The organism is Pseudoalteromonas sp. EB27, from assembly GCF_001974875.1.
In the GTDB taxonomy this organism is placed as follows: Bacteria; Pseudomonadota; Gammaproteobacteria; order Enterobacterales; family Alteromonadaceae; genus Pseudoalteromonas.
Genome location: NZ_MTQD01000015.1, coordinates 78,474 through 102,171 on the forward strand (window position 1 = coordinate 78,474; position 23,698 = coordinate 102,171).

Genomic DNA, 23,698 nt, shown 5'->3' on the forward strand with positions numbered 1-23,698 from the left:
TAGCTTACACCTTTATTGGATACCAAGCCATTGCTGGAGTTTAGGTTTTAGGGCAGCTAAATCGAGCGGCTTACTTAAATAGTCGTTCATGCCTGCGGCTAGGCATTTTTCTTTATCGCCCTGCATGGCATTGGCTGTAAGTGCAATAATAGTAATATTTTCATTACCCTTACCGGCATCGCCTTCTCTAATGGCTTTAGTGGCTTGGTAGCCATCCATTTCGGGCATTTGGCAATCCATTAAAACTAGCTTATATGGCTTACCTTGTTTTGCATTGAGTTTTACAATTGCCTCAAGCCCATTTTCAGCAATATCGAAAGTCACACCTGCTTGCTTTAATAGCGCCGAGGCAACTACTTGGTTTATTTTATTGTCTTCAACGAGTAGTAGTTGTGGCTCTGATGAATCGAGTACCGGTGCTTTAGTTAGCTTGTTTTGCAGCTGTGCTTGTTGCTGCTGTTGTTCAATGTATTTATCGTTCGTGAGTGAGTCAAACAAATCAGAAGGTGTGAGTGGTTTGAAAATCATACAGTCGACTTCCATACCTACTTTAGACTCCTCAGGTGAATAACTCATTGGCGCCATAAGAACTAACTTGCAACTATGCATATTTATAAAGTTTTTAAGCGCAGTTATATGCGTTTGCGGCGCTTTTTCAAAAAAGTAGTAATCAACTAAAATAGCTTCAGGGTGGGTGGTTACATTATTTAAATAATCATCAACCTCGAGATAGTCACGTAAGCAATTGACCTTTGCACCCCATACCGTGAGTTGTTTGCTGGCTGTATTTGCATTTAACGAGCACTCATCAATAATTAAAATATGTTTGTTTTTAATTAAATGACTCGGTAAATCTTGTTCTTTGCTTAAGCGAGGCTTTATTTGTATTGTGAAAGAAAATGTACTTCCTTCACCTTGCATACTGTTTACGCTTACTTCACCGTTCATTAGCTCACACAGTTGTTTTACTATGGCAAGGCCAAGCCCTGTGCCTCCAAACTGGCGTGTAGTTGAGGTATCTGCTTGTGTAAACGAATCAAATAGCGACGCTTGTTTTTTAGGGTCAATACCAATGCCAGTATCAATAATCGAACATTGTAGGAATGAGCCATCAGTTGTTTCATCCACTTTGGCAGTAATAACGACTTCGCCATCAATAGTAAATTTAACGGCGTTGCCAATTAAGTTATTCAAAATTTGGCGTAAACGGTTAGGGTCACTAATTATTTCGCTAACTGTAATTTGAGTGGCATCTAAAATAAGTTTTGTATTGTTTTGCTCTACTTTTAAAGCAAACGATTCAACCACTTCTCCTAATAACCGAGGCAGATTAAATTGCACGTTTTCAATATCGAGTTTACCGGCTTCAATTTTAGAAAAGTCTAATATGTCGTTAATTATATTAAGTAAAGATTGAGCTGATGACTGAGCAAGTTCGATATGATGCTTTTGCTGCAGATCTAATTGAGTTTGCTTAATTATATTAAGCATACCTAAAACCCCATTCATGGGGGTGCGAATTTCGTGGCTCATACTCGCTAAAAATTCACTTTTAGCTTCAACCGCTTGTTCAGCAGTTTCTTTGGCGGTAACGAGTTGCTGCTCAGTTTCAATACGTTTTTGGCTTGAGTATAAACTGCCAATAAGCGCTGCGACGGCAATTAAAAAGCTCTCTTCGTTACGTGACCATACCTTTGGCGATTGACATTGTTCGGCACATACAACACCCAGTGCTCCACTACCTGCAGGAATAACCACGCATAACATAGCTTGAATTTCTAAAGGGTTTAAATAGTGCGCTTTTAAAGGCGCTAAAACAGGATTGTTTAGTGTATCAGGCGCGTTAAATACAGCTTGATGATCAATGGTATTAAAAAAGTTTTTGGCATGTTTCCTTAGCCAGACAGACTCTATTGTGTCGCTTTGTAAGTGCTTGCTATGTACAGCAAACGGATTTAATTGACTCTTATCTTCATTAAAAAACCAAATGCTGGCACGTTTAACGTCAAATGCTTGGCAAATCGATTGTGTGATTATGTCTTTAGATTGACTTAGTTGTCCGTTTAATATGAGTTTATTAACGGTTAGCGACGCGAGTATTTCATTATGCAGTGCAACTTTATTGCTTTCTAATTCAATTTTTTTACGGGTATCAATATTTTGCAATGATCCAAAGATACGAATGCTTCGGCCATTCTTTCGCTCCACTTCACCGTGCGCGAGTACCCATATAGTTTTATTTTCAGCGTTAATAACTTCAAGTTCTACTTCGTAACTTTCACCAAACTTTATAGCACGTTCAATTAACCCGGCTATTTTTTTTCGGCTTTCACCTTCTTTAAAATAACCTAAATCACTTGGCCACTCAGGTTGTGTATCTAGTGAGTATTTAAATATTTTTTTGGTCATGTCTGACCAATAAATTTGCTTGTTTTCTAAATTAAATGACCAAGCCCCAATTTGAGCTAGATCACTCATTGCTTCAAGCATTTTTTCATTTTGTTGCTGACGATTAAGCATTTTTAAAAAGAATAAAAAGGCCCAAATTAATAACCCGCAAATAATAATAATCGATAACCGAAGTGGCCATACAGCTGAGTTTGGAGGGCTCCAACCTATTTTAGGTGCAACATAAAGTTGCCAATTCCCACCTTGAAAGCTTAATGTAAACTCAAGGGGGTCTTGATCTGTTATATTTTGATCACCATAAAAAAACTCCCCTTTTTTGCCTAGCCCATGTCTGCCTTGTAAAGCGACGTTATACTCTTTTTCGAGCTCATAAATACCCGAATTTTTGTAGACTTTATCAATATTAAGAACAACTGAGAGTAATCCCCAAAAGCGATTCTCTGGAGGTACGTAAACAGGAACTCGGGCAATAAGTGCAATGTCACCTTGAATTAATTTTAATGGACCAGCCATAACTATGGTATTTGTATCGCGGGCTCTAATTGCATCAGCGCGTTGGTTTTTTTCTTCTAAGAAGTTTAAACCGAGTGCTTTTTCATTACCTTTTAAGGGGTAAGTCATCCGAATTACCATATCGGGAGCGCCACCAATATTACGAAGCTCATTTGAGGTTTTAAATAGCGGTTGAGCAATTTGTTCAAATTGTTTTTGCTTTAAATTAGGCTGTGCTGCGACGGCAACCCCTAAGCCTCGAACTAGTTGGATATTAGAAACTAAAATAGATTCTAATTGAGCACGATAGGTACTTACTTCAGAGAGTATTTGTAACCTATGTGCATCTTTTACACGATTATAGTTAATACGATCAAGAACAACACCAACTAGTACAGTTAGCGTAAGCGATAACCAAAAGGTCAGCTTAAAGTTATGAACATTTGTTTTGTTATTAGTAGACGGTGGCATTAGCTACATCGTGGCGTTAATTTAGGCAAATTAACTATAGCTAATTTATGACATAAATGAAAACGGCGCATTAACAAATGCGCCGTTTTATTTTTATAATTAGTAGTTTAGCTATCGCTAACTTCACGCGCCCAATTATTTTGCTTTGCTACATGTAGCTTGCGGTAACCATCAAGTAGTGCCGCATGCTTTTTAAAGCCTTCAAGCGATAAACCAGGGAAAGTTAAACCGTTAAATTGTTTTTCACCTTCGGCAATTTCAATAGCGAGCGTTACGTTATTAGCGCCAAACATTAAGCCTAACGCATCTTGGTAATCAGCGTATTGGCGCTCGTCATCATATTTTATTTCTAAAATAGCTTTTAAGCAGCGAAAATGACGCATTGCATCTTCATTTACTTGGCCTGTATGAAGTATCCAATCTACCCAATCGATTGCCTCTTCACTGCCTGCAGCTAAGCAAAGGTGCGCTTTAAGCTCACCTATACGCAGTGTGTGCCATGGCGTGTCGGCATCAGTTGCTAAACCAATAAATTCTGCGGCGCGAATAATATCGCTGTGACCTGCTTCTTCTAAGCTGTCGTAAATCTCCATCCATTGCTCGGCATCGTACTGATCAAGCGATAGGAATGTTTCGCGGAATTTAGCGCCTTCATTGTTATTACGCCAAATTAGTTCATCAACAGGGTAAATGTCTGACATGCCCGGTACTAAAATACGACATGCGTATACGTTTAGGTGCGTGTAATCCATGATGTAGATATCATGATCCATGTTGTGAATTAGGTCAGTACAGAAATTATATTCTTGCTCTGTTGTGCCGCTAAAGTCCCAGTGTACAAATTCAAAGTCAGGTTTTGCACGGAAAAAATCATGTGAAATCAAACCACTTGAATCAATAAAGTGCAGTTCAATGTTCTCTGGTGTTGCTACTTCATCGTTATCAAATGTTGCTGGTTGGAATACATCTAGTTGATCTAAACGGCGACCTTGTAGTAACTCGGTAACGGTACGTTCAAGTGCAACTTCAAATGATGGGTGAGCACCAAAAGAGGCAAATACTGAACCATCTGTTGGGTTAATAAGCGTTACGCTCATTACAGGGTATTTGCCACCAAGTGATGCATCGGCAATACGTAAATGAAAGCCATGGCTGCGAAGTTCTTCACACGCTTCGTGAATTTTAGGGTATTGCTTAACAACATCTTCAGGCACGATTGGTAAACAAATACCTTCGGCGATGATGCGGTTTTTAATAGCGCGTTCAAATACTTCTGATAAACCTTGTACGCGAGCTTCAAATTTTGTGTTACCTGCGCTCATACCGTTAGATACAAAAATATTACCAATAACATTTACTGGAATGTATACGTCTTGGTTATCGCGTTGACGTGTGTACGGCAGGGTACAAATGCCACGGTCAATATTGCCTGAGTTAAAGTCAAAAAGGTGTGATGCGGTAAGTTCGCGCTCTGGGTCAAAGTAATCCCATAAGCTTTCATCCATAATACCTTGTGGTACTTCATCGCCTTCAACTTTAAACCATTTTTCGGTTGGGTAATGAGTAAACTCGCCATTGGCAAATTCTTCACCTAAATAAAAGTCTGCAAAAAAGTAGTTACAGCTTAAACGTTCAAAGTATTCACCTAGCGCTGAGGCAATAGAGGCTTTGTCGGTTGCGCCTTTACCATTGGTAAACATAACACCGCAATCACTGTCTTTTATATGAACCGAATAACAGTTAGCTACAGGGTTAAGCCAAAGCGCTTCTTCAACATTAATGTTTAGGGCTTTAAGCTTGTTTTGCATGGTAGAGATTGACGATTCTAGGTCGCGGTCTTTACCTTTGATAAATGTTTTTTCAGTCATATTTTACTCAACTAGTTCTGCACGATGTGTGGAGCCGACATTATCGTGGATTTTGATGTTTATTTCACCCTTTGCGAGCAAGAACATTATTATTTAATAAAACTATGGTTATTATATGCCCTTAACGCTTGGTCAAAAACGTGCAAAGGAAAGGTTGATGTTTAAAGTAATCAAACGCTTGTTGTTATTAATTGTGATTTTAGGACTGGCAAGTACCGCCGTTGTTTATGGTGTACTTAGTTTAAGTTTACCCGCCCTTGATGGAAACGGACGTAGTAACGCAGTAGTAGAGCCTGTAAAAATTTCGCGCGATGCACTAGGGCAAGCAGTAATAAACGCAAATAGCCGAAACGACGCCGCCTATGGTTTAGGTTATGCGCATGGGCAAGACCGCTTTTTTCAAATGGATTTATTAAGGCGCAACGCTGCAGGCGAGCTAAGTGAATTATTTGGTAAAGCAGCGCTGGGGCTTGATAAAAAAATGCGTTTTCATCAATTACGTAAACGCAGCCAAGTTATTTTAAAAAGCTTACCTCAAAGTGATAAGCAATTACTTAAAAGCTACGCTCAAGGTGTAAACGAAGGCTTAGCGCAAGTAGGGTATTCAAGCTTTGAATATTTACTAACAGGTGCAGCACAAAAGCCATGGCAAAGTGAAGACAGCCTACTTGTGATATTTAGCATGTACCTTGATTTACAAAGCGCCACATTTGAGCGTGACCAAGCACTTATTCAAATTGAGCAAGCGTATGGTAAGCAAATGGTTGATTTTTTAACGCAACCGAGCAAATACCAAGCCGCGCTTGATGGCAGCAAATTAGCAACTTATAACGCCGGCATACCTACTTTGCCAACTCAAACAAAACAGACAGTTAAAAGCATTGAAGCTAACCAAGAGCGCGGCAGTAATAACTGGGCAGTTACGGGGGCGCTTACTAAAACAGGTGCGGGTATGGTGTCGGATGATATGCACTTATCGATGGCAGTGCCTGTAATTTGGTACAGAGCGCAGTTAAATTATATAAAAAATGGAGAGCCTGCTCAGGTAACCGGTGTATCGCTGCCCGGAGCGCCCGCCATTGTAGTGGGCACTAACAATAATGTTGCATGGGGATTTACTAACGGTTATTTAGATACCGCCGATTGGATTGCATTAAACGATAACAGTAAAACATGGCAAGTTGATGAGCCTATTGCATTACCCGATGGGGAGGTTGAAAACTACTCATTAATACTCAGCGAATACGGTCCTGTAAAATACATTAACGAAAAACCTTATGCACTTAGCTGGGCGGCACACCAGCCTTATGCCGTTAATATGCAGTTATTAAAATTAGAGCAAGCCAAAACAGTAGAAGATGCACTTGCTGTCGCAAGCGATGTGGGAATACCTGTGCAAAATCTAATGGTGGTCGACAGCCAAGGCAGCGCAGCGTGGAAGCATATGGGCGGTATACCAGCGCGTAAAACGCCTAGCGAACTTGGCGTAAATGCCGATGACTACTCAGCGCTTTGGCAGCAAAGCGAGTTACAACGCCCATTTGTTAAAAACCCACAAAGCGGTCGATTATGGACTGGTAATTCTCGCGTGGTGTCGGCTGAAGATAATACCCGTTTTGGTAATGGTGGCTATGCACTGGGCGCGCGCTCAAGCCAAATACGCGATAGATTATTTGAAAAACAAACATTTGCAGAGAGCGACTTTTACGCACTACAATTTGATAACCAAGCTCGCTTTTTAATGCCTTGGCATGCTCTGTTACTAAAGCAATTAAAAACCGAGCAAACTAAAAATCAGCAATATATAACCGCGCTCGAAAATTGGCAGCAATGTGCGTGTTCAACCTCCATAGGGTATACCTTAGTTAAGCGCTACCGCGATGAAGTGATTAATATTTTATTTAGTAATATTGAAAGCCAACTAAATAAACAACAAGGCACACTAAAATACGTAAAACGAGGTTTAGAGCCCGCAGTTTGGCAGCTTATTAACAACAAACCCGACACATGGTTAAACCCACAATTTAAAAGTTGGGATGCGCAATTACTCGGTGCATTTAGCCAAACTGTTACTAAGCTTACCGAGCAATTTGGTAATAACGTACAAAGTTGGCAGTGGGGCAAGGTAAACGAGCTAGTAATAGAGCATCCGTTTGCAAAGCAAATTCCCTTACTTGCTAAGTTTTTAAATATGCCTACAGCACAAGGTTTTGGCGATAGTTACATGCCCGCCGTACAAGGGCGTAGTTTTGGCGCATCGCAGCGCTTTATTGCTCAACCAGGTCATTTAGAACGTGCAATTTTAGCTATTCCGGGTGGTCAATCGGGACATCCGTTATCTGAATTTTATAGAGCGGGTTTTAGTGACTATGTAGAGGGCAAACATACGCCTTTATTACCTCAAGAATTAATACATCAAATAGTAATAGAGCCTACGCGATGAACTAAAGTATAGCTAAACACGTTCTATATAATCACTAATAAAACAACAGAGAACTAAAATGAAAAAAATACTACCCGCATTAATAACAGGTTTATTACTAAGCACTACAGCGCAAGCCGATGAAGGCCCAGTAACAGCACAAAAATTAAGTGACCATGTATACGTACTATTTGGGCAAGGCGGTAATATTGCAGCAAGTGTAGGCGATGATGGCATTTATATTATTGATGATCAGTTTGCCAAGTTATCAGATGATATTAAAAAAACGATTAGCGATTTAAAACCAGGCAGCGCAGAGTTTGTTATTAATACGCATCATCATGGCGATCACACCGGCGGCAACGAAAATTTTGCTAAAGCGGGTGCGCACGTTATAGCACACGACAATGTACATAAACGTTTAGAAGAGCAGCATGGAGAAGAGTCAGACTTTTTACCGCGCATTAGTTTTGGTCACGATTTAAAACTGCATTTTAATAACGAACACGCGCATGTGGTGCATTATGAACATGCACATACAGATGGTGATTCGGTTATCTTTTTTAGTAACGACAACATAGTACACATGGGCGACATTTACTTTAATTTTGGTAGCTTACCGTTTGTTGATGTAGATAGCGGCGGTAGCGTTAATGGTATTTTAGCGGCAGTAGACGATGTAGTTAAACAAATTGACGACAACACTAAAGTAATACCAGGGCACGGTAAGGTAAGTGACCGTTCAGGACTAATAGCGTATGGTAAGTTAGTTCAAAGCGCGAAAGATGTGATGCTAAAAGCAATGCAAAATAATGCAAGCTTAGAGCAAGTACTTAAAGCCGATCCATTGGCAGAACTTGGTCTTGAATACGCAGGCTGGTTACCAAAAGAGAAAGTAACCACACTCTTTTACCGCAGCTTAAAGTAGTACATCTAAAGTAAAAAACATGATACAAAGCTGAATGTATTTTAAAGTGCATTCGGCTTTTATTTTCTTATGCCTAAAGGAGTTGTGTATGTCGGCAGAAAAAACCCATCTTGAAATTTGTAACTTAACCAGAGAGCAATATCCGCAAATTAAAACCTTGATGGATCAAGCGTATCCCGACTTAGGTGGTGCGTGGCCAAGTCATACCATTTTTAGATTAATAGACCAATTTCCTGAAGGACAAATAGGTATTGTAGATGACGGCGTGCTGGTGGGCTTAGCGCTGAGCGTGCAAGTTGATTACACACGCTTTTCAAACCCGCATACCTACGAAGACATTGCCGATGGCCACGACCGTGTATTTAGCGATACCGACGGCGATGCGCTATACGGCTTAGATGTTGCTATTAGCGAAACTCACAGAGGCATGCGCTTAGGTCGTCGCCTTTATGATGCCCGTAAAGAACTGTGCCGCCAATATAACCTACGCGCTATTTTAGCGGGTGGGCGTATTCCACGTTATTTTAATCACAGTAGTGAAATGACGCCAATGGAATACATTGCAAAAGTAGATCAAAGAGAGCTGTACGATCCTATTTTAAGTTTTCAGTTATCTAACGATTTTCAGGTAAAGCGTTTACTTAAAAAGTACTTACCAGAGGATCAAGAGTCAGTTGGTTACGCCACTTTACTTGAGTGGAATAACATTATGTATGAACCAACCGACACGGTACTTGAGTCAACTAAATCAATAGTGCGTGTAGGTGCTGTGCAATGGCAAATGCGCTGCGTTGAATCGGTTGAAGAAATGCTAAAGCAGGTTGAATACTTTGTAGATACCGTATCTGACTACAAAAGTGACTTTATATTATTCCCTGAGTTTTTTAACGCACCACTAATGGGCTTAGGAAATCAAAGCAACCAAACGGAAGCGATTCGTTATTTAGCCGAATATACCGAAACGTTTAAAAACGCGATGTCGCGTATGGCAATAGAATACAACGCCAATATAATTACTGGCTCTATGCCACTTGCCGAAGATGATAAAATTTATAACGTGAGTTATTTATGTCACCGTAGCGGTAAAATAGACGAGCAACGTAAAATACACATTACCCCGCATGAGCAAAACGATTGGGTTATTCAAGGCGGCGACAAAATTGCTGTATTTGAAACCGATGCTGGGCGCGTAGGTATTCAAATTTGTTATGACGTTGAGTTCCCTGAATTATCGCGCATATTAGCAAAACAAGGGTTAGATATTTTGTTTGTGCCATTTTGGACAGACACTAAAAATAGCTACTTACGTGTTCGCCATTGTGCACAAGCACGCGCAATCGAAAACGAATGTTATGTAGTTATTGCAGGCTCGGTAGGTAATTTACCACAAGTAGAAAGCCTTGATGTGCAGTACTCACAATCGGCAGTGTTAACGCCTTCTGATTTTTCGTTCCCGCACGATGCAACACTTAACGAAGCCACACCTAATACAGAAATGCTGTTATTTAGTGACCTTGATATGGATAAGTTAAAAATTCTTCACAGCGAAGGCACAGTGCGTAACTTAAAAGACCGCCGCGAAGATTTATATGAAGTTATATTGAAAAAGAGAGATGTTTAATGGCGTGGATTTATTTGGTTATTGCCGGTTTACTTGAAATTGGCTGGCCGATAGGTTTAAAGGTGTCGCAAAACCCAGATACTCGTTGGCAAGGCATAGCAATAGCGGTGGCATTTTTAGTTGCTAGTGGTTTTATGTTGTGGCTTGCCCAAAAGCAAATATCTATGGGCACCTCATACGCCGTATGGACAGGTATTGGCGCTGCAGGTACGTTCTTAGTGGGTATATTGTTTTATAACGATGCCGCTACGTTTGGTCGTATTGCGGGAGTATTAATGATTATTAGTGGTGTGATAACGCTAAAAATCAGCTCTTAGAATCAGTTATTAAAACTATAAAAAATTATAACAGCGCAGGTGTAAAAGCCTGCGCTTTTTTATGCTGCCATTAATACGGTAACATTACCAAAATAGCGGCAATAGCAATGAGTATTAAGCCTGCAGTATCTTGTTTTTTAAGTGGCTGTTTTAACCAAAGTACGGCAATTAGCATGGTAAAAAATACTTCAACCTGTCCAAGTGTTTTAACGTAAGCAACATGTTGTAAGCTCATTGCACTAAACCAACCAATAGAGCCGACACAACTAAAAACACTAATTGCGGCTGTAGTGCCTTTGTATTGCCACAGTTTACTGAGTGTTTGCGGCTCTTTTAATAATAAATAGCCAAGTAGTATTAGCGTTTGTAGGCTGATTACAAACAGTAAAACCCAAGCGGCAGAATGTGGGAATAGTAACCCTGAATTTAAACTCGCTTCTCGTACCCACAGTGAGGTAAGTGCAAAGCAAGTACCACAAGCAAGGCCTAGTAATGCTGTTTTAGCATTAAAGTGTTTAACGCTTGTTATGCCACTGAGCAGCAATACGGCAATAGCGCCAAAAAATACACCAAGCCAACCGAGCAGAGAAAGTGCCGAGCCAAAAAATAACACACCTAAAATAGCGGCCACTAACGCCTCGCTTTTGGCAAGACCAGCACCTACAGCGTAATTATTCATTTTAAACAACTTAACCATTAAACCGGTAGCAAGTATTTGCATAACACTTGCGCCTACAATAAATCCCCAAAAGGCATTATTAAATGTAGGCATGGTGGTATCTTGATATTGATACAAACCATATAAATACACGGCAGCAATAGGGCCTGCAATAATAAAGCGGGAGAGGGTTACGCCAGCAACACTCACATCGTTACTTAATTTACTTTGCAGGGCATTACGCCATGCTTGCATGAAAGCGGCTAAAAAAGTGAAAAATATCCAGGTCATGATTGTCATCGTTAAAATGTAAGGCAGTAAAGTTAACAAGCTTTGTGAAGTAAAGCGATGCATTAACCGTGATGTTGAATATTCATCATCTGCGACATTATGTCGCACGGGTTTGAGGATAAATTTAGCTATAGTAGGTCTGATGTTATTGTTAGCCGCCAGAGTTTGTCATAAACGTATCTGGCGGCTTTTTTATTGCGCTTATGCTAAATTATCCGAAACATTAAAAGGATAAATTATGACAACATTAGTTGTATGTGCATTACTTGCGGTATTAATGCCTTACTTTGCAAAAGTGCCGGTTGCTATAGCAATGGCAAAATTAGGTCGATACGACAATAAACACCCAAGGGCGCAACAAATAAAATTAACCGGCTTTGGTGCACGGGCGCTCGCTGCTCATCAAAACTGTTTTGAATCGCTTGCTGTTTTTGCTGTCGCTATTGCAGTTGTACTCGGCACTAACTCTGTAGGTGCAGTGACCGAAATGTTAGCGGTTACGCATATTGTGTCGCGTATTTTGTATTGCGTATTTTACTATATGAACCTAGATATAATTCGCTCATTAGTGTGGTTTATTGGTTTGGGTACGGCGATTGCCATGATTGTGGTGAGTTTATAACTTTATAGCGTAAAACCACAAAGCAAGCAGCCTAAAAGGGCGCTTGCTTTGTAGTCTTGAACAACCCGGTGGCGTTAATGCGATACTTTAATTCGCTCAATTAAATCGGTAGGTGCCACTTCACTATTAATCGCAAAATCTAGTTGTACAAGTACATCTTCAAAACCTGAATCAGATGCTTTATATTTCCATTTTGCTAGTGCCTCTTTCGCTGATTTATCAAAAACATCTTTAGGTTTAGATTGAATAACACTAATGTTTTTTGTTTTACCGTTTGCTGCAATATCGTATTTTAATACAACAGAGCCGCTGATCCCTTGTTGAGCTGCTTTTATTGGGTAAGCAGGTTCAATGCGTATTGTTGGTGAAATATGTTCCTCTTGCGTTTTATTTACTTCTGGTTGCTTTGCAATTGCTAAGCCGCTTAGCATGCTTGCGGCTACAAGTAATAAGCCACCTTTAGCAAACTTTGAACGCTCCCCGCTGTGTTTTATATTAGTAAGTCGTTGTAACATCGTTTTTTTATCTCCGTAGTGTGAATAAGCCATAAGTCCTGTGGGCGCATTTTCCGCACAGCTTATTAAGGCTTTGCTGTATAAAATGTGTTGTTGTGTGGTTTTATTGGTAAGTACCCGTTCATCACAAGTCAGCTCTTGTAGACGGCGCATGCTTGCGTAACAAGCCCAAGCTAGTGGGTTAAACCAAAGTAAAATAGTAGGCAGTAATATAAGTGCGTTTGTTAGGTTGTCTTTGCGTTTAATGTGTACGTTTTCGTGCTCTAAAATAAGCGCTAATGTGGCTTTATCGAATTGCGCATTATAGTTACTCGGTAACACTAGCTTGCTGTTTAAAATCCCGATCACCATTGGCGTGGCCACATATTGGCTGGTATAGGCATTAACACCAGCGGTAAGAGTGCCTTCAAATTGGGTTAACTCAGTTAACTGCAGGCTTTTAACAAAACGGGTATGTGTAATAAAACTAGCTATTAATAACCCTGCGGTAATAAGTAGATACATGAGCGCCCAGCTAATACCTACCTCGTTTGAAAAAGATTGGTTGGGGGTGATTAAGTAGTGACTAATATTACTGTTTTGCAGTGGTTTAATTGCGTTTGGTAAATTAGCAATCACCAATGCCGCAGGTAATAGCCATGCTAATTTATATACAAATCGCGAGCCAAGGGCTTTTAAACCAAATCGCTCGAGTAAAATAAATCCACAAAACAAAATACTTAATAGTAGTTGCTGCTCAATCAACCAATTAAACCCAGTTTGAATAACCATGTTAATCCCTTACTTTTGGTTTTTTTCCCAGTCATCTATAACTTTTTTAAGCTCGTTTATATCTTGCTGAGAAAGCTGCTCCGATTTAGCAAAGCCACTTACAAGTGGCGCAATACGCCCACTAAAAAATCGCTCAATAAAGTTTTGGCTTTCTTTTAGGGTGTAGTCGGCGCGCTCCATACAGGGAGTATAAATATATTGGCGACCTTCTTTTTCAAATGTAAGTGCGCCTTTTTTTACTAGTCGACCTAGTAGCGTTTTAATGGTTTTTTCGTGCCATTGCTTATCGTCGCTTAAGCGCTCAATTATTTGGCTCGCGGTGGCGGGGTAGTTAATCCAAAGTGCGTCGAGCACGTCAAACTCTGCTTTTGATAACTCAATCATGCTATTGCCTACAAATGTAATCTTTAATTAAAGACTACACCTGTAATCTATAATTGCAAGTTTATTTTTAACTTTTTGAGATGTAGTTAAGTGACTTGGTATTAGATTTTTGAAATATCGGTTTTATTAATTTGTATATATTGGTTTTCAGGTAGGTTTAGTTTTGAAAGGGTGAGGTCACTAAATTGCGATCTATATAAATCAATAACTTTGTATCCGCAGTAATGCGCCATTTTACGTATTTGCCTGTTTAGCCCTTGTTTTAAAACAATACTAAACTGATTACTGGCTATTTTATTTACTTCACAAGGCAGGGTTATGTGTTTATCAACGGGTACGCCTGCTGCCATTTTGTCACAAAAAGCATCGTCTAAAGGCTTATTTACGGTGACTAAATAATGTTTAGGCTGGTGGAAATCAGGATGTATTAGTTGGTTACAAAAATCCCCATCGTTGGTCAAAATAAGCAAACCACGAGAGTCTTTATCTAATCGACCAATAGGGTAAACACGGGTAAGTGTAGGCAAGTAGTGAATAAGGCTGGCAGGGTCATCAATATTTAATTTGCAGTCAATGCCTACCGGCTTGTGATACGCAAAATAAACTAAATCTGCTACACCTTCAATTTCTTGCCCGTTAACTATTACAGTGTCTTGCTCATCAACGTGATCAATATGATTCGCTAGGCGATTATTTACAGTTACAACACCTTCATCAATTAAACGCGATGCTTGTTTACGAGAACAAATACCCGCATGGGCAATATATTTAGCGAGTCGGATTTTTGTGCTCATAACGTGTGATGCCAGCGGCTAATAAAAATTTGATCGCGATTATAGCAAAGCTGCGTATCGATACTGTTAAATTTAATTAAGGCAAAAATTATGGGTATTAAATTTTCACAGTTAAAGAAGCATGAGCCGCTACAAAAAGTCATTGTTCACTCGTTAGATATGGCGCTTTATCAAGTATCGGTAATGATTAATAACGTTGAATACTATGTAACAGAAGACAGCGGTGAATTTTTAAGAGCGCTAAGCCCACTGCATGTTCAAAAGCGTTTTGACAAAATAGCATATGCACAGATGATATTAAGGCAAACTAGTGCTTATGACGAAATGTGCGGTCAGCCAGAAAAAACCGGCAGCAATATGCTTGAAGTACCTTATGGTAAAAATAATCTGTATTGATGGTATGAGTTTGCTAACATTCGCTTTTTAAGAAGCGCAATATGTACCAATTAAAAGTAGATAATACCGATGAGTTAAACTCAGCGCTTCGCGCACAAATGGTTGAATTTAACGCCCAGCATTTTGATGCGCAAAGAGTGCCATTAGGCTATAAATTTACTGATGAGCGAGGTGAGCTTGTTGCCGGTATTAGTGGGTGTGTGTTTGGAAATTGGCTGATGGTTAGTTGGCTTTGGTGTAGCGATAGTGCGCGAGGTAAGAGGCTTGCAGGTAAGTTGCTAACGGCACTTGAGCAAGCTGCTATTGAATTAGGTGCAACAACTGCTCAGCTTGATACACTTGATTTTCAAGCAAAACCCTTTTATGAAAAGCGCGGTTATAGTGTTAAGTATCAACTTAATAATTACCCACGCTCAGGTACGCGTTACTTTATGGAAAAGCCACTTTAATTTTGCTGGCTATTTTTCTTTTAATGGCTCGCCTTCAAAGGTAACACCTAAAAAAGGTGTTGCCTCTGGTGCTAACATAAACGTGCGAATGTTCATGTGATCATCCCCTTTAGGGTTTTGCAGCACGTCTTCTCGGTAAAACTTACCAAAACAATCCAACGTATTTTGTTTACTTAAGTCGTTTAATTTAGCAAACGCAAAAATTTTACACGATCCGTTGTTCTCACTCGCAGCGCTAAGTAATCCATGGTTATTAAAGCCATATGCAGTAAAGTCGTAATTTGCTTCAATCACCGCCATTGTATCGGTAAATTGAATGCTTTTTGGGTTTTCTGCAAGGGTTTTTAAATAGTCATTTAGTGTCATGTGTTACCTTTGGGTTTTTAATTATTTAGCGCTCAACTCTAGCTCATCTGTTTGCTGATTTATATTGAATTTAAATCGCGATAGAAAGTTCATTCCTAGCAAACCTTGCCCGCGGGTGTTTTCAATACTCAACACTTCAAAACCATAAATAATTTGCGAGCCCACTTTAAACGATTCAATTTGATAACGCTTTACAATAATTTGACCGTTAGCTGTATTTACCGTTACATCGCCTAAATATAAAGGTTGTGGCGAAATTTGCTCAATTATACTTGTAGGTAGCGAGGTCACGCTTGCGCCAGTATCAATCATTAGTTCGGTCAATAGATTATTATTTATTTCGGTGTTTATTAAGTAATGTGCGCCGTAAGGCGTTAAAGCAACGAAGTCGTCTTGCGATTGTGCTTTATTGATCATCGCTTGCAGTGTTTGCACTTGGCTTTTTAGATTGTGCTGGTTTGGCATTCGATCAAGCGTTGCTTGTGCGCTAATTAAATCGCCTTGCTGATAGTAGGCGTACGCAAGCGGGTATAAAAACTGTGCGTTATCGCTTTTATAATCAAGCCAAATTTGTGTTTGCTCAATAATAGCTTGCCAATTTTGTTGCTCAGTTAATGTGTGTAATTCGTTTTGAGTGAGCGTATTTAAGCGTGTATTTGCATTGCTTTGCTGATCAGCAGATAGCAACGGAAACAACTCAAATAAAGCAATAATGGCGTTTTGTGTTTGCTCGCTACTTATTAAATACTCAACCTGAAAGTTAAGTAATTCTACGTTATAAGGACTGTTATTTAATAGCGCATTGAGAAATGACTCGCTGAGTAATAAATTGCTACTTAGCCATGTTTTAAGCTGTACTAGCCACGATGAATAAAGTTTTTTTGCACTTTCTGGATTGCTGTTTTTTAACTGTTGATAGCTATTAAGTGCGGCTTCAAATTGGTGTTGTTTAAATTGCTGCTTTGCTGTATTTAGTAACGTATTTTGTTGTTTAGGTAATACACTTTGCTGGGTACTTTGCGTTTTTTGTACTTTAGTTAACGCGGGCTGCGGCCATAATAAATAAGCGTTAAGGCTAAGTGAGCCAATTAATAGTAAGGTGATTAGCTTGGCATAGTGGCTCATTATTACCTCTTATTTAATGCGATTGGTATTATTTAATAAAGTGCGTTAATGCATGAATATTGGCTATTTCAATATCAGCCAGCCCTTTATAGCTATAATTAGCGCCTTGGTCGTTTAACCATACCGATTGGCAACCGGCATTATTTGCGCCTTGCACGTCGGTATCTAGGCTATCACCAATATGTAAAATATCGCTTTTAGCAACGTTTAAATGTGCGGCTGCTTTATCAAATAAAGTGGTATGCGGTTTTGCTTTACCGTGCATACCCGCTTGCAGTACTAGCTCAAATTTATTGTGTAAATTAAAGCGTTCAATTTCTACGTTACCGTTAGTAATTACAATAAGAGTGAAATGTTTTGCCAAGTTATCCAGCAGGTTAAGTATGTCATCGCTAACCACTATGTTGCTACGTACATCGGCAAAGGCGTTATACGCTGCATTTGCATGAAGCTCTACATCATCGACGTTTAAATTTAACTTGGAAAGCGCTAAACGCAGTGTATGTTGGCGCCATTTAGTGACGTTATCGGCAAGTTCTGGTGATTGTAATACGGCTTCGTTACGGCATAGTTGCCAGTACTTTGGACCTTGTTCTTGGTAGCGTGGTACTGCGTTTAAATAATTTTGCTGGGCTTTAACGGCTGCTTTTATAATAGGATGGTTGCTGTATAGCGTGTCGTCTAAATCAAAGCTCATGACAGAAAATGGCTTAATAGCACGATTAAATCGGATCATATTACTTCCTAATCAGTTCGTTTTTTTGCGCGAGGATGAGTATTGTCGTACACCTTGGCTAAATGTTGAAAATCTAAATGCGTATACACTTGTGTAGCCGACAAACTACTGTGCCCTAGTAACTCTTGCACGGCGCGTAAATCACCAGATGATTCTAAAATATGTGACGCAAACGAGTGGCGTAACTTATGCGGGTGAACCTGCGAGCTAATGCCTTGTTTTATTCCCCACTCTTGCATACGCAGACGCACTTGGCGAATTGAAATACGATTTTTTTGGCTACTTAAAAATACGGCTATTTCATCGGGCTTTGCAAACTGAGGGCGTATTGTGAGCCATTTTTTTAGTGCGTCTAACGCTTTTTTACCAACCGGAATTAACCGCTCTTTATTGCCTTTACCACGCACTAAAATTTCGCCATTGGCAGCGCTAATATCTTGCATGTTAGCGCCAACTAACTCGCTTATACGCAGCCCTGATGAATACATCAACTCCATCATCGCTTTATCTCTAATTGCGAGAGGTTCGTCGTCGGGTATTTCGAGTAAGCGTGCCATTTGATCTACATCGAGATTTTTAGGTAGAGGCTTCGCAAACTTAGGGCCTTTTATACCTATTGCCGGATTATGGTAGTGCGATTGCTCGGCAATATTTTTTGCTTTTAAAAACTTATACAAGCTGCGAATACAACTGAGCTTTAAGCTAATTGTACGGCCACTTAATTGTTTTGAGCGCAGCGCCATGCTGTAGCGGCGAATATGCTCGCCTTGCACGCCAAACCAGTCGTCACACAATTTGCTAAAATAAAGGGCAGCAAAGCCAAGTTGGCTTACGTATTGGTTAACTGTGTGCGCTGAATATTGTTTTTCAAACTTTAAATAATCGCTAAATAGCGTTATGGGTGTGCGCCAGTTGTCGCTTAACTCAGTGGTATTAGGCGCATCGTCACTCATGCTAGTTTTTGCAACCGCAGATGTAATGCGTTTATAAAGTCGAGTACAAAAAGATTATCTTGAGCGGGCTCAAAATGGTTTACGTTACTGCTACCAAACGCCAAAATAGCGATAGGGTGCTTAGTGTCGCCAATTAAATAAATTGCGGCAGATTGTGTATCTTCACTAAATAATTGTTCGCGCTCTTGCTGATTAATACGTCCTAAATAATGTCCTGAATGGGTCAGGCGATGCGCAATAAGCTCGCCGTACTCGGGGTTATATTTTACTAATTTGCAGTCGTTAACATCTTCACTTGAGCAGATTATATTACGTAGATTATTTGCAAGAGTGTCAAAATTGTCATGATTCCAAAGCTGGCGATGGCACTGGCTAAACAAACGATATACAAGCTCGTTTTGCGTTGCATGCTTGCTCATAGCGTCTATTTGGCTTTTTAAAAGCGTGTTGTGCTCGCGTAATTGGCGTTGCTGAATATGTACTAGCGACGTTGCACCTTGAGCTTGTTGTTGCAGCTCAAGTTGTGCAAGCAGCTCAGGATGATGAACTAGAAAATCAGGATGTTGTTGTAAGTAAGCAATAACCTGTTCTTTACTTAGCTCGCTCATAGCGCTACTTGCCCGTCGAACACATGCTCTGCGGGGCCTGTCATACGTACAGGATGACCTTCACCACTCCAACGTACTTGTAAGCTACCGCCTGGTAAATCTACTTGAACGGTTGTTGATAACTTATTTTGCATATGACCAATAACCATTGCTGCACACGCACCTGTGCCACAAGCTAGGGTTTCGTTAACGCCGCGCTCCCACACTCTTAATTTAATATGTTCTTGCGATACAACCTGCATAAAGCCAATGTTCGCTTTTTGTGGAAAACGTTCATGGTTTTCAAGTAATGGACCCAATATATCAACTTGCGCGGTGGTTACGTCGTCAACCTCTAGCACACAATGCGGGTTACCCATAGATACCGCGCCACTAAATACAGTGTGTTCTTCGGTTCTAATAATATAAGTAAGCTCGCGTTTGCTGGCTTTTAACGGAATTTTACTTGGCTCAAAATTAGGATGACCCATGTTAACGGTTACTTGACCGTCTTTTTCAATGTAGAGCGTTAAGTTGCCCGACTTGGTCGACACAGTAATTTTATGCTTGTTAGTAAGGCCCTTCATGCGTACAAAGCGTGCAAAGCAGCGTGCGCCGTTACCACATTGTTCTACTTCGGTACCGTCGGCATTAAATATTCGATAATGAAAGTCGAGATCGGGAGAGTACGGCGCTTCAACCATCAGCAATTGGTCAAAGCCAATGCCAAAATGGCGATCTGCCAATTTTTTGATTTGATCTCGCGACAAAAAAACATTTTGTGTAATGTTATCAATCACAACAAAGTCGTTGCCTAAGCCGTGCATTTTGGAAAAATTAACTAACATAGCGCTCTAATTCGGTTTTGCTCTGTGCTAATCATGCCACAGAGCAGCTAGTAGACAAAAACGTTTATGGTAAAACTTTCTCACCTTGATAAAGGCTTTCAATAGTTTCGCGTTCACGAATAAGATGATGCTGCTGACCATCTACCATTATTTCTGCAACACGCGGGCGCGAGTTGTAGTTTGAACTCATGGTAAAGCCATATGCACCCGCACTTCGCTGTGCGAGTAAGTCGCCTTGTTTAAGCGCTAGCTCACGATCTTTTCCTAAAAAGTCGCCGGTTTCGCACACAGGGCCCACAATATCAAAGTTGTGAGTAGGTGTTTCGTCGTCGCGAACTGATACCGGAATAATTTTTTGCCACGCTTGATAAAGCGCAGGGCGAAGCATGTCGTTCATACCTGCATCTACAATGGCAAAAAATTTGTCTTGGTTTTGTTTAATAAATTCAACTTGAGTAACTAAAATACCTGCGTTAGCTGCAATAGCGCGCCCTGGTTCAAAAATTAGTTCAAGGTGTTTATAGTTAGCTAAGCGCTCGGTAACTTGCGCTGCATATTCACTTGGGTGCGGTGGTTGCTCGTTGTTATATGGTACGCCTAAACCACCACCAATATCTAAGTGAGTTAGCTCAATACCATTAGTTTTTAGCTCATCAATAAGCGCCATTAATTTATCAAGGGCTTCTAAAAATGGTCTTACTTCAGTTAATTGAGAGCCAATATGGCAATCAACACCAATAATTTTTAAGCCCGGTAAAGCAGCTGCTTGTTGATAAACACTTACAGCCGTTTGAATATCAATACCAAATTTATTTTCTTTCAAACCAGTAGAAATATACGGATGTGTTTTTGCATCTATGTCTGGGTTTACGCGAATAGAAATAGGCGCTTCTAGGTTAAGCTCGCAAGCCACTTCAGAAATACGCTCAAGCTCAGAGGCCGACTCTACATTAAAACATTTAATCCCCAATTTTAATGCGTAAGCTATTTCGTCGGCTGTTTTAGCCACGCCCGAAAAAACCACTTTAGAAGCATCGCCTCCCGCTTTAATTACACGTGCAAGTTCGCCTTTGGATACAATATCGAAACCCGATCCTAGGCGCGCTAATATATTAAGCACGGCAATATTTGAGTTTGCTTTTACTGCGTAGCATACCAAGCTTTTATGATTTTTAGTGGCGTTAGCAAACGCTAAGTAATGGCGCTCAAATGTAGCACGCGAGTACACATAACACGGCGTACCGTATTGCTGCGCTATGCTTGCCACACTTACGTCTTCGGCAAATAATTGGTTGTTTTTGTAGTTAAAATAATCCATTTATTGCTCCTGACTTTGCAATGTTTTGGCTTGTTCAGCAGTAGTGACTGGCTGAGCTGTATTTTGAGGTTGGTTTTGCTCTGTTTGTTGCTCTGGTAAATATAACGGACCGCTTTGTCCGCAGCCAGCTAAGGCGCTTAACAGTACAGTGCTTATTAATAGTTTTTTTAATTGTAAGGTATGTGTCGCTTTCATTAGATTAATACGGTTGCTGGCTTTATAATCGCAGAGTAACAGAATATCTAAAAAATGCAGCTATTCGCGGATGATTTTATTCCTGTTACACTAGCTGCACATTTTTAAAGCTAATTCAAAGCTAAAACGTACCCAATATTAGGCGGCTCGCCTGCAAAGGAAATAACAATGACTGAACACGAATATCACCAATTAGCCGAAGCTCTTATGTTCACTATTGAAGAGCAAGTTGATGATTGCGAAGCTGATTTAGATTACGAATCGGCACAAGGTATTTTAGAAATTATTTTTCCTGATAAAAGTAAAATAGTGATTAACAAGCAAGCACCTCTTCATCAAGTATGGGTTGCGACTAAGTTTAACGGACATCATTTTGAAATGCGTGATGGGTTATGGATCGATAACCGCTCTGGCGCTGAATTTTGGGCATTTATAAATGAAGCCTCAACTCGTCAAGCAGGCCAAGAAGTTAAGTGGCAATCATCACTATGAGTTTAGAATTTGTAGAATATGCAGCCCAAAGTGAGCACAAAGCAACGGTTATTTGGTTACATGGTTTAGGTGACTCTGGGGATGGTTTTGCACCAGTAGCTCCGCAGCTTAATTTACCAAGTGAGCTTGGTATACGGTTTGTTTTTCCGCATGCGCCAGAACAACCGGTCACCATAAATGGTGGCATGGAAATGCGCTCTTGGTACGATATTAAATCTATAGAATTAGATAAACGTGCCGATGAACAAGGCGTAAGGGATTCGGCTGCAAAGGTAGAAGAGTTAATTAATAAAGAAATTGCTAATGGCATACCTGCTAATAAAATTATTTTAGCTGGTTTTTCTCAAGGTGGTGTTGTGTCGTTACATTTAGCGCCGCGCTTTGAGCAAAAGCTTGGGGGTGTTATGGCGCTTTCTACTTATATGTGTGTGCCGCAAAAATTTGCTGATGAAGCAAAGCATACTGATTTAAACGTATTTATGGCTCATGGTAGCCAAGATAACGTTGTACCGCATAGTGCGGGAAGAAGTGCGTTTGAAGTATTAACAGCACATAACATGGATGTAAGCTGGCAAGAATACCCAATGGCTCACCAAGTTTGCGCAGAAGAATTGCAAGCTATTCGCCAATGGTTAATTGCTCGTTTAAGCTAATTTTGGAATCGCTGAGGTCAATATGAGTCAAAAAATAGTTATTAAAGCAAATGTTAAACGCGAACTACAAGAGAGTGTACCAACGGTAAGCTACGAGTGGAATTGGCGTCGTATTGTGAGTATTGCTATGTTGGTATTAATGACCTCTGCAGCAGTTGTGTATGGCTTAACAACGTCAGCCAGTGCAGAGCAAGGTGAGCATCCAAATGAGCAGGAACAATTTTTAAATTTTAGCAATAACGCTCAAAACCAAGCAAGCGTTGAAGTAACGGATGTTGAGCTTGAATCATCAGTAAACAATAGCCCTAATGAGCCTGCAGAGGTAATGCAAGCTCGGATTGAACCGTTGTCAGCTGAGCAAAATGAGGTTGAGCAAAACATATCAATTAATGCACCGGCTAAAGCGGATTCTGTAAATACTGATACAGTTTTACTAGCTAACAACGATATTGTGATTGATCAAAGTGAGAGTATTAATACTGAGTTAAACTCAGACCTTGATAATGATCTACAAGAAGAAACCGAAGAAGCTCAAAACGTAGCTGAACCTGCTAATCAAACAGAGTTACTTTTAGATTTAGAAAGTGATGATGGTGCATTGAGTGGCACTGAAGGTTTTTCACCGACAGCACAAGTGGCAAGTGTGGCATTGGGCGCGCAAATAGACACAGGTAAAATTAGCCGTGCAGTACTTACTCGCAAAGTAAGTAAACGTGAACCTACTAATGTGTTTGCTGCTGATATTAGATTAAGTCAGTTTGATGAAGGACTATCGTTTTTTAGCGAGATTAAAAATCTTCAAGGCCAGCAAGTTAAGCATATTTGGTCGTTTGAAGGTGAAATTATGGCTGAAATTACACATGATGTTACTTCGCCTCGCTACAGAACGTACTCAACAAAAAATATCATGGACTCACAAACAGGCCATTGGCGTGTTGATGTAGTTGATGAGCAAGGCAATTTAATTGCCCAAAAAGAATTTAGAATTTTAGCTGAATAAAGCTAGCTAAACGCAGT

At 40.1% G+C, this 23,698-nt stretch carries 24 protein-coding genes; 10 read left to right on the top strand and 14 right to left on the bottom strand.

From position 1 onward, the window contains the following. Positions 1–12 precede the first annotated feature (12 nt). Positions 13–3,372 (bottom strand): ATP-binding protein, encoded by a 3,360-nt coding sequence (locus BW142_RS16440; RefSeq protein WP_076925554.1) that lies wholly within the window; start codon positions 3,370–3,372, stop codon positions 13–15. Between the two features lie 107 nt (positions 3,373–3,479). Next, positions 3,480–5,240 (bottom strand): 30S ribosomal protein S12 methylthiotransferase accessory factor YcaO, encoded by a 1,761-nt coding sequence (ycaO, locus tag BW142_RS16445; RefSeq protein ID WP_076925555.1) that lies wholly within the window; start codon positions 5,238–5,240, stop codon positions 3,480–3,482. 157 nt (positions 5,241–5,397) lie between these two features. Here ycaO and BW142_RS16450 point away from each other — a divergent pair, with 157 nt between their 5' ends. The 4 genes from BW142_RS16450 to BW142_RS16465 all read left to right on the top strand — a co-directional run bounded on the left by BW142_RS16450 (position 5,398) and on the right by BW142_RS16465 (position 10,528). Beyond that, complete coding sequence (locus BW142_RS16450; protein WP_076925556.1) at positions 5,398–7,683, top strand: penicillin acylase family protein; 2,286 nt, start codon at positions 5,398–5,400, stop codon at positions 7,681–7,683. Between the two features lie 58 nt (positions 7,684–7,741). Continuing rightward, complete coding sequence (locus BW142_RS16455) at positions 7,742–8,590, top strand: MBL fold metallo-hydrolase (protein ID WP_076925557.1); 849 nt, start codon at positions 7,742–7,744, stop codon at positions 8,588–8,590. An 88-nt stretch (positions 8,591–8,678) separates the two neighbouring features. Beyond that, positions 8,679–10,211 (top strand): bifunctional GNAT family N-acetyltransferase/carbon-nitrogen hydrolase family protein, encoded by a 1,533-nt coding sequence (locus tag BW142_RS16460; RefSeq protein WP_076925558.1) that lies wholly within the window; start codon positions 8,679–8,681, stop codon positions 10,209–10,211. Continuing rightward, on the top strand, positions 10,211–10,528 hold the full coding sequence (locus BW142_RS16465) for a multidrug efflux SMR transporter (protein ID WP_076925559.1): 318 nt from the start codon (positions 10,211–10,213) through the stop codon (positions 10,526–10,528). The genes BW142_RS16460 and BW142_RS16465 overlap by 1 nt, the downstream gene beginning before the upstream one ends. Before the next feature lie 70 nt (positions 10,529–10,598). On the opposite strand, the gene BW142_RS16470 is transcribed toward BW142_RS16465, so the two are convergent. Then, positions 10,599–11,477, bottom strand: a complete 879-nt coding sequence (locus BW142_RS16470; RefSeq protein WP_171972337.1) for a DMT family transporter — start codon at positions 11,475–11,477, stop codon at positions 10,599–10,601. Between the two features lie 238 nt (positions 11,478–11,715). On the opposite strand from BW142_RS16470, the gene BW142_RS16475 reads away from it, so the two are divergent. Next, entirely contained in the window at positions 11,716–12,099 is a 384-nt protein-coding gene (locus BW142_RS16475) for an MAPEG family protein (RefSeq protein ID WP_024594607.1), read from the top strand. Positions 12,100–12,173: 74 nt separating this feature from the next. On the opposite strand, the gene BW142_RS16480 is transcribed toward BW142_RS16475, so the two are convergent. The 3 genes from BW142_RS16480 to BW142_RS16490 all read right to left on the bottom strand — a co-directional run bounded on the left by BW142_RS16480 (position 12,174) and on the right by BW142_RS16490 (position 14,563). Further along, a complete protein-coding gene (locus BW142_RS16480) occupies positions 12,174–13,385 on the bottom strand; it encodes a M56 family metallopeptidase (RefSeq protein ID WP_076925560.1) in 1,212 nt (403 codons plus the stop codon). A 9-nt stretch (positions 13,386–13,394) separates the two neighbouring features. Next, complete coding sequence (locus tag BW142_RS16485) at positions 13,395–13,769, bottom strand: BlaI/MecI/CopY family transcriptional regulator (RefSeq protein WP_007377323.1); 375 nt, start codon at positions 13,767–13,769, stop codon at positions 13,395–13,397. Positions 13,770–13,870: 101 nt separating this feature from the next. Beyond that, positions 13,871–14,563, bottom strand: a complete 693-nt coding sequence (locus tag BW142_RS16490; RefSeq protein ID WP_076925561.1) for a pseudouridine synthase — start codon at positions 14,561–14,563, stop codon at positions 13,871–13,873. Between the two features lie 90 nt (positions 14,564–14,653). Here BW142_RS16490 and BW142_RS16495 point away from each other — a divergent pair, with 90 nt between their 5' ends. Then, positions 14,654–14,959: a DUF6482 family protein gene (locus BW142_RS16495; protein ID WP_076925562.1), complete on the top strand. Its 306-nt coding sequence runs from the start codon at positions 14,654–14,656 to the stop codon at positions 14,957–14,959. A 41-nt stretch (positions 14,960–15,000) separates the two neighbouring features. Beyond that, the gene (locus tag BW142_RS16500; RefSeq protein ID WP_076925563.1) at positions 15,001–15,408 is read left to right on the top strand and encodes a GNAT family N-acetyltransferase; all 408 of its coding nucleotides are present in this window, start codon (positions 15,001–15,003) and stop codon (positions 15,406–15,408) included. 9 nt (positions 15,409–15,417) lie between these two features. On the opposite strand, the gene BW142_RS16505 is transcribed toward BW142_RS16500, so the two are convergent. The 8 genes from BW142_RS16505 to BW142_RS16540 form a co-directional block, all read right to left on the bottom strand. Continuing rightward, on the bottom strand, positions 15,418–15,774 hold the full coding sequence (locus BW142_RS16505) for a HopJ type III effector protein (RefSeq protein ID WP_076925564.1): 357 nt from the start codon (positions 15,772–15,774) through the stop codon (positions 15,418–15,420). Positions 15,775–15,795: 21 nt separating this feature from the next. Further along, positions 15,796–16,899, bottom strand: coding sequence for a retroviral-like aspartic protease family protein (locus BW142_RS16510; RefSeq protein ID WP_076925565.1), 1,104 nt, complete (start codon positions 16,897–16,899; stop codon positions 15,796–15,798). Between the two features lie 28 nt (positions 16,900–16,927). After that, positions 16,928–17,635 (bottom strand): HAD-IA family hydrolase, encoded by a 708-nt coding sequence (locus BW142_RS16515; RefSeq protein ID WP_076925566.1) that lies wholly within the window; start codon positions 17,633–17,635, stop codon positions 16,928–16,930. Positions 17,636–17,643: 8 nt separating this feature from the next. Then, positions 17,644–18,588 (bottom strand): tyrosine recombinase XerC, encoded by a 945-nt coding sequence (locus tag BW142_RS16520; protein ID WP_024598821.1) that lies wholly within the window; start codon positions 18,586–18,588, stop codon positions 17,644–17,646. Beyond that, entirely contained in the window at positions 18,585–19,196 is a 612-nt protein-coding gene (locus tag BW142_RS16525) for a DUF484 family protein (protein WP_024598822.1), read from the bottom strand. The genes BW142_RS16520 and BW142_RS16525 overlap by 4 nt, the downstream gene beginning before the upstream one ends. After that, a complete protein-coding gene (gene dapF / locus BW142_RS16530; RefSeq protein ID WP_024589649.1) occupies positions 19,193–20,023 on the bottom strand; it encodes a diaminopimelate epimerase in 831 nt (276 codons plus the stop codon). Before dapF ends, BW142_RS16525 begins: the two co-directional genes overlap by 4 nt. A 64-nt stretch (positions 20,024–20,087) precedes the next feature. Continuing rightward, the gene (lysA, locus tag BW142_RS16535) at positions 20,088–21,341 is read right to left on the bottom strand and encodes a diaminopimelate decarboxylase (RefSeq protein ID WP_024589650.1); all 1,254 of its coding nucleotides are present in this window, start codon (positions 21,339–21,341) and stop codon (positions 20,088–20,090) included. Further along, positions 21,342–21,536, bottom strand: a complete 195-nt coding sequence (locus BW142_RS16540) for a lipoprotein (RefSeq protein WP_076925567.1) — start codon at positions 21,534–21,536, stop codon at positions 21,342–21,344. 168 nt (positions 21,537–21,704) lie between these two features. On the opposite strand from BW142_RS16540, the gene cyaY reads away from it, so the two are divergent. Genes cyaY through BW142_RS16555 form a run of 3 tightly spaced genes read left to right on the top strand, consistent with a single transcriptional unit; the run spans position 21,705 to position 23,681 of the window. Continuing rightward, positions 21,705–22,028 carry an iron donor protein CyaY gene (gene cyaY / locus BW142_RS16545; protein ID WP_002960979.1) on the top strand — a complete coding sequence of 108 codons (324 nt, stop codon included), beginning with the start codon at positions 21,705–21,707 and terminating at the stop codon, positions 22,026–22,028. Continuing rightward, on the top strand, positions 22,025–22,681 hold the full coding sequence (locus BW142_RS16550) for a dienelactone hydrolase family protein (RefSeq protein WP_076925568.1): 657 nt from the start codon (positions 22,025–22,027) through the stop codon (positions 22,679–22,681). Before cyaY ends, BW142_RS16550 begins: the two co-directional genes overlap by 4 nt. Positions 22,682–22,703: 22 nt before the next feature. Beyond that, positions 22,704–23,681 carry a DUF2914 domain-containing protein gene (locus BW142_RS16555; protein WP_076925569.1) on the top strand — a complete coding sequence of 326 codons (978 nt, stop codon included), beginning with the start codon at positions 22,704–22,706 and terminating at the stop codon, positions 23,679–23,681. The last annotated feature ends 17 nt before the right edge of the window (positions 23,682–23,698 follow it).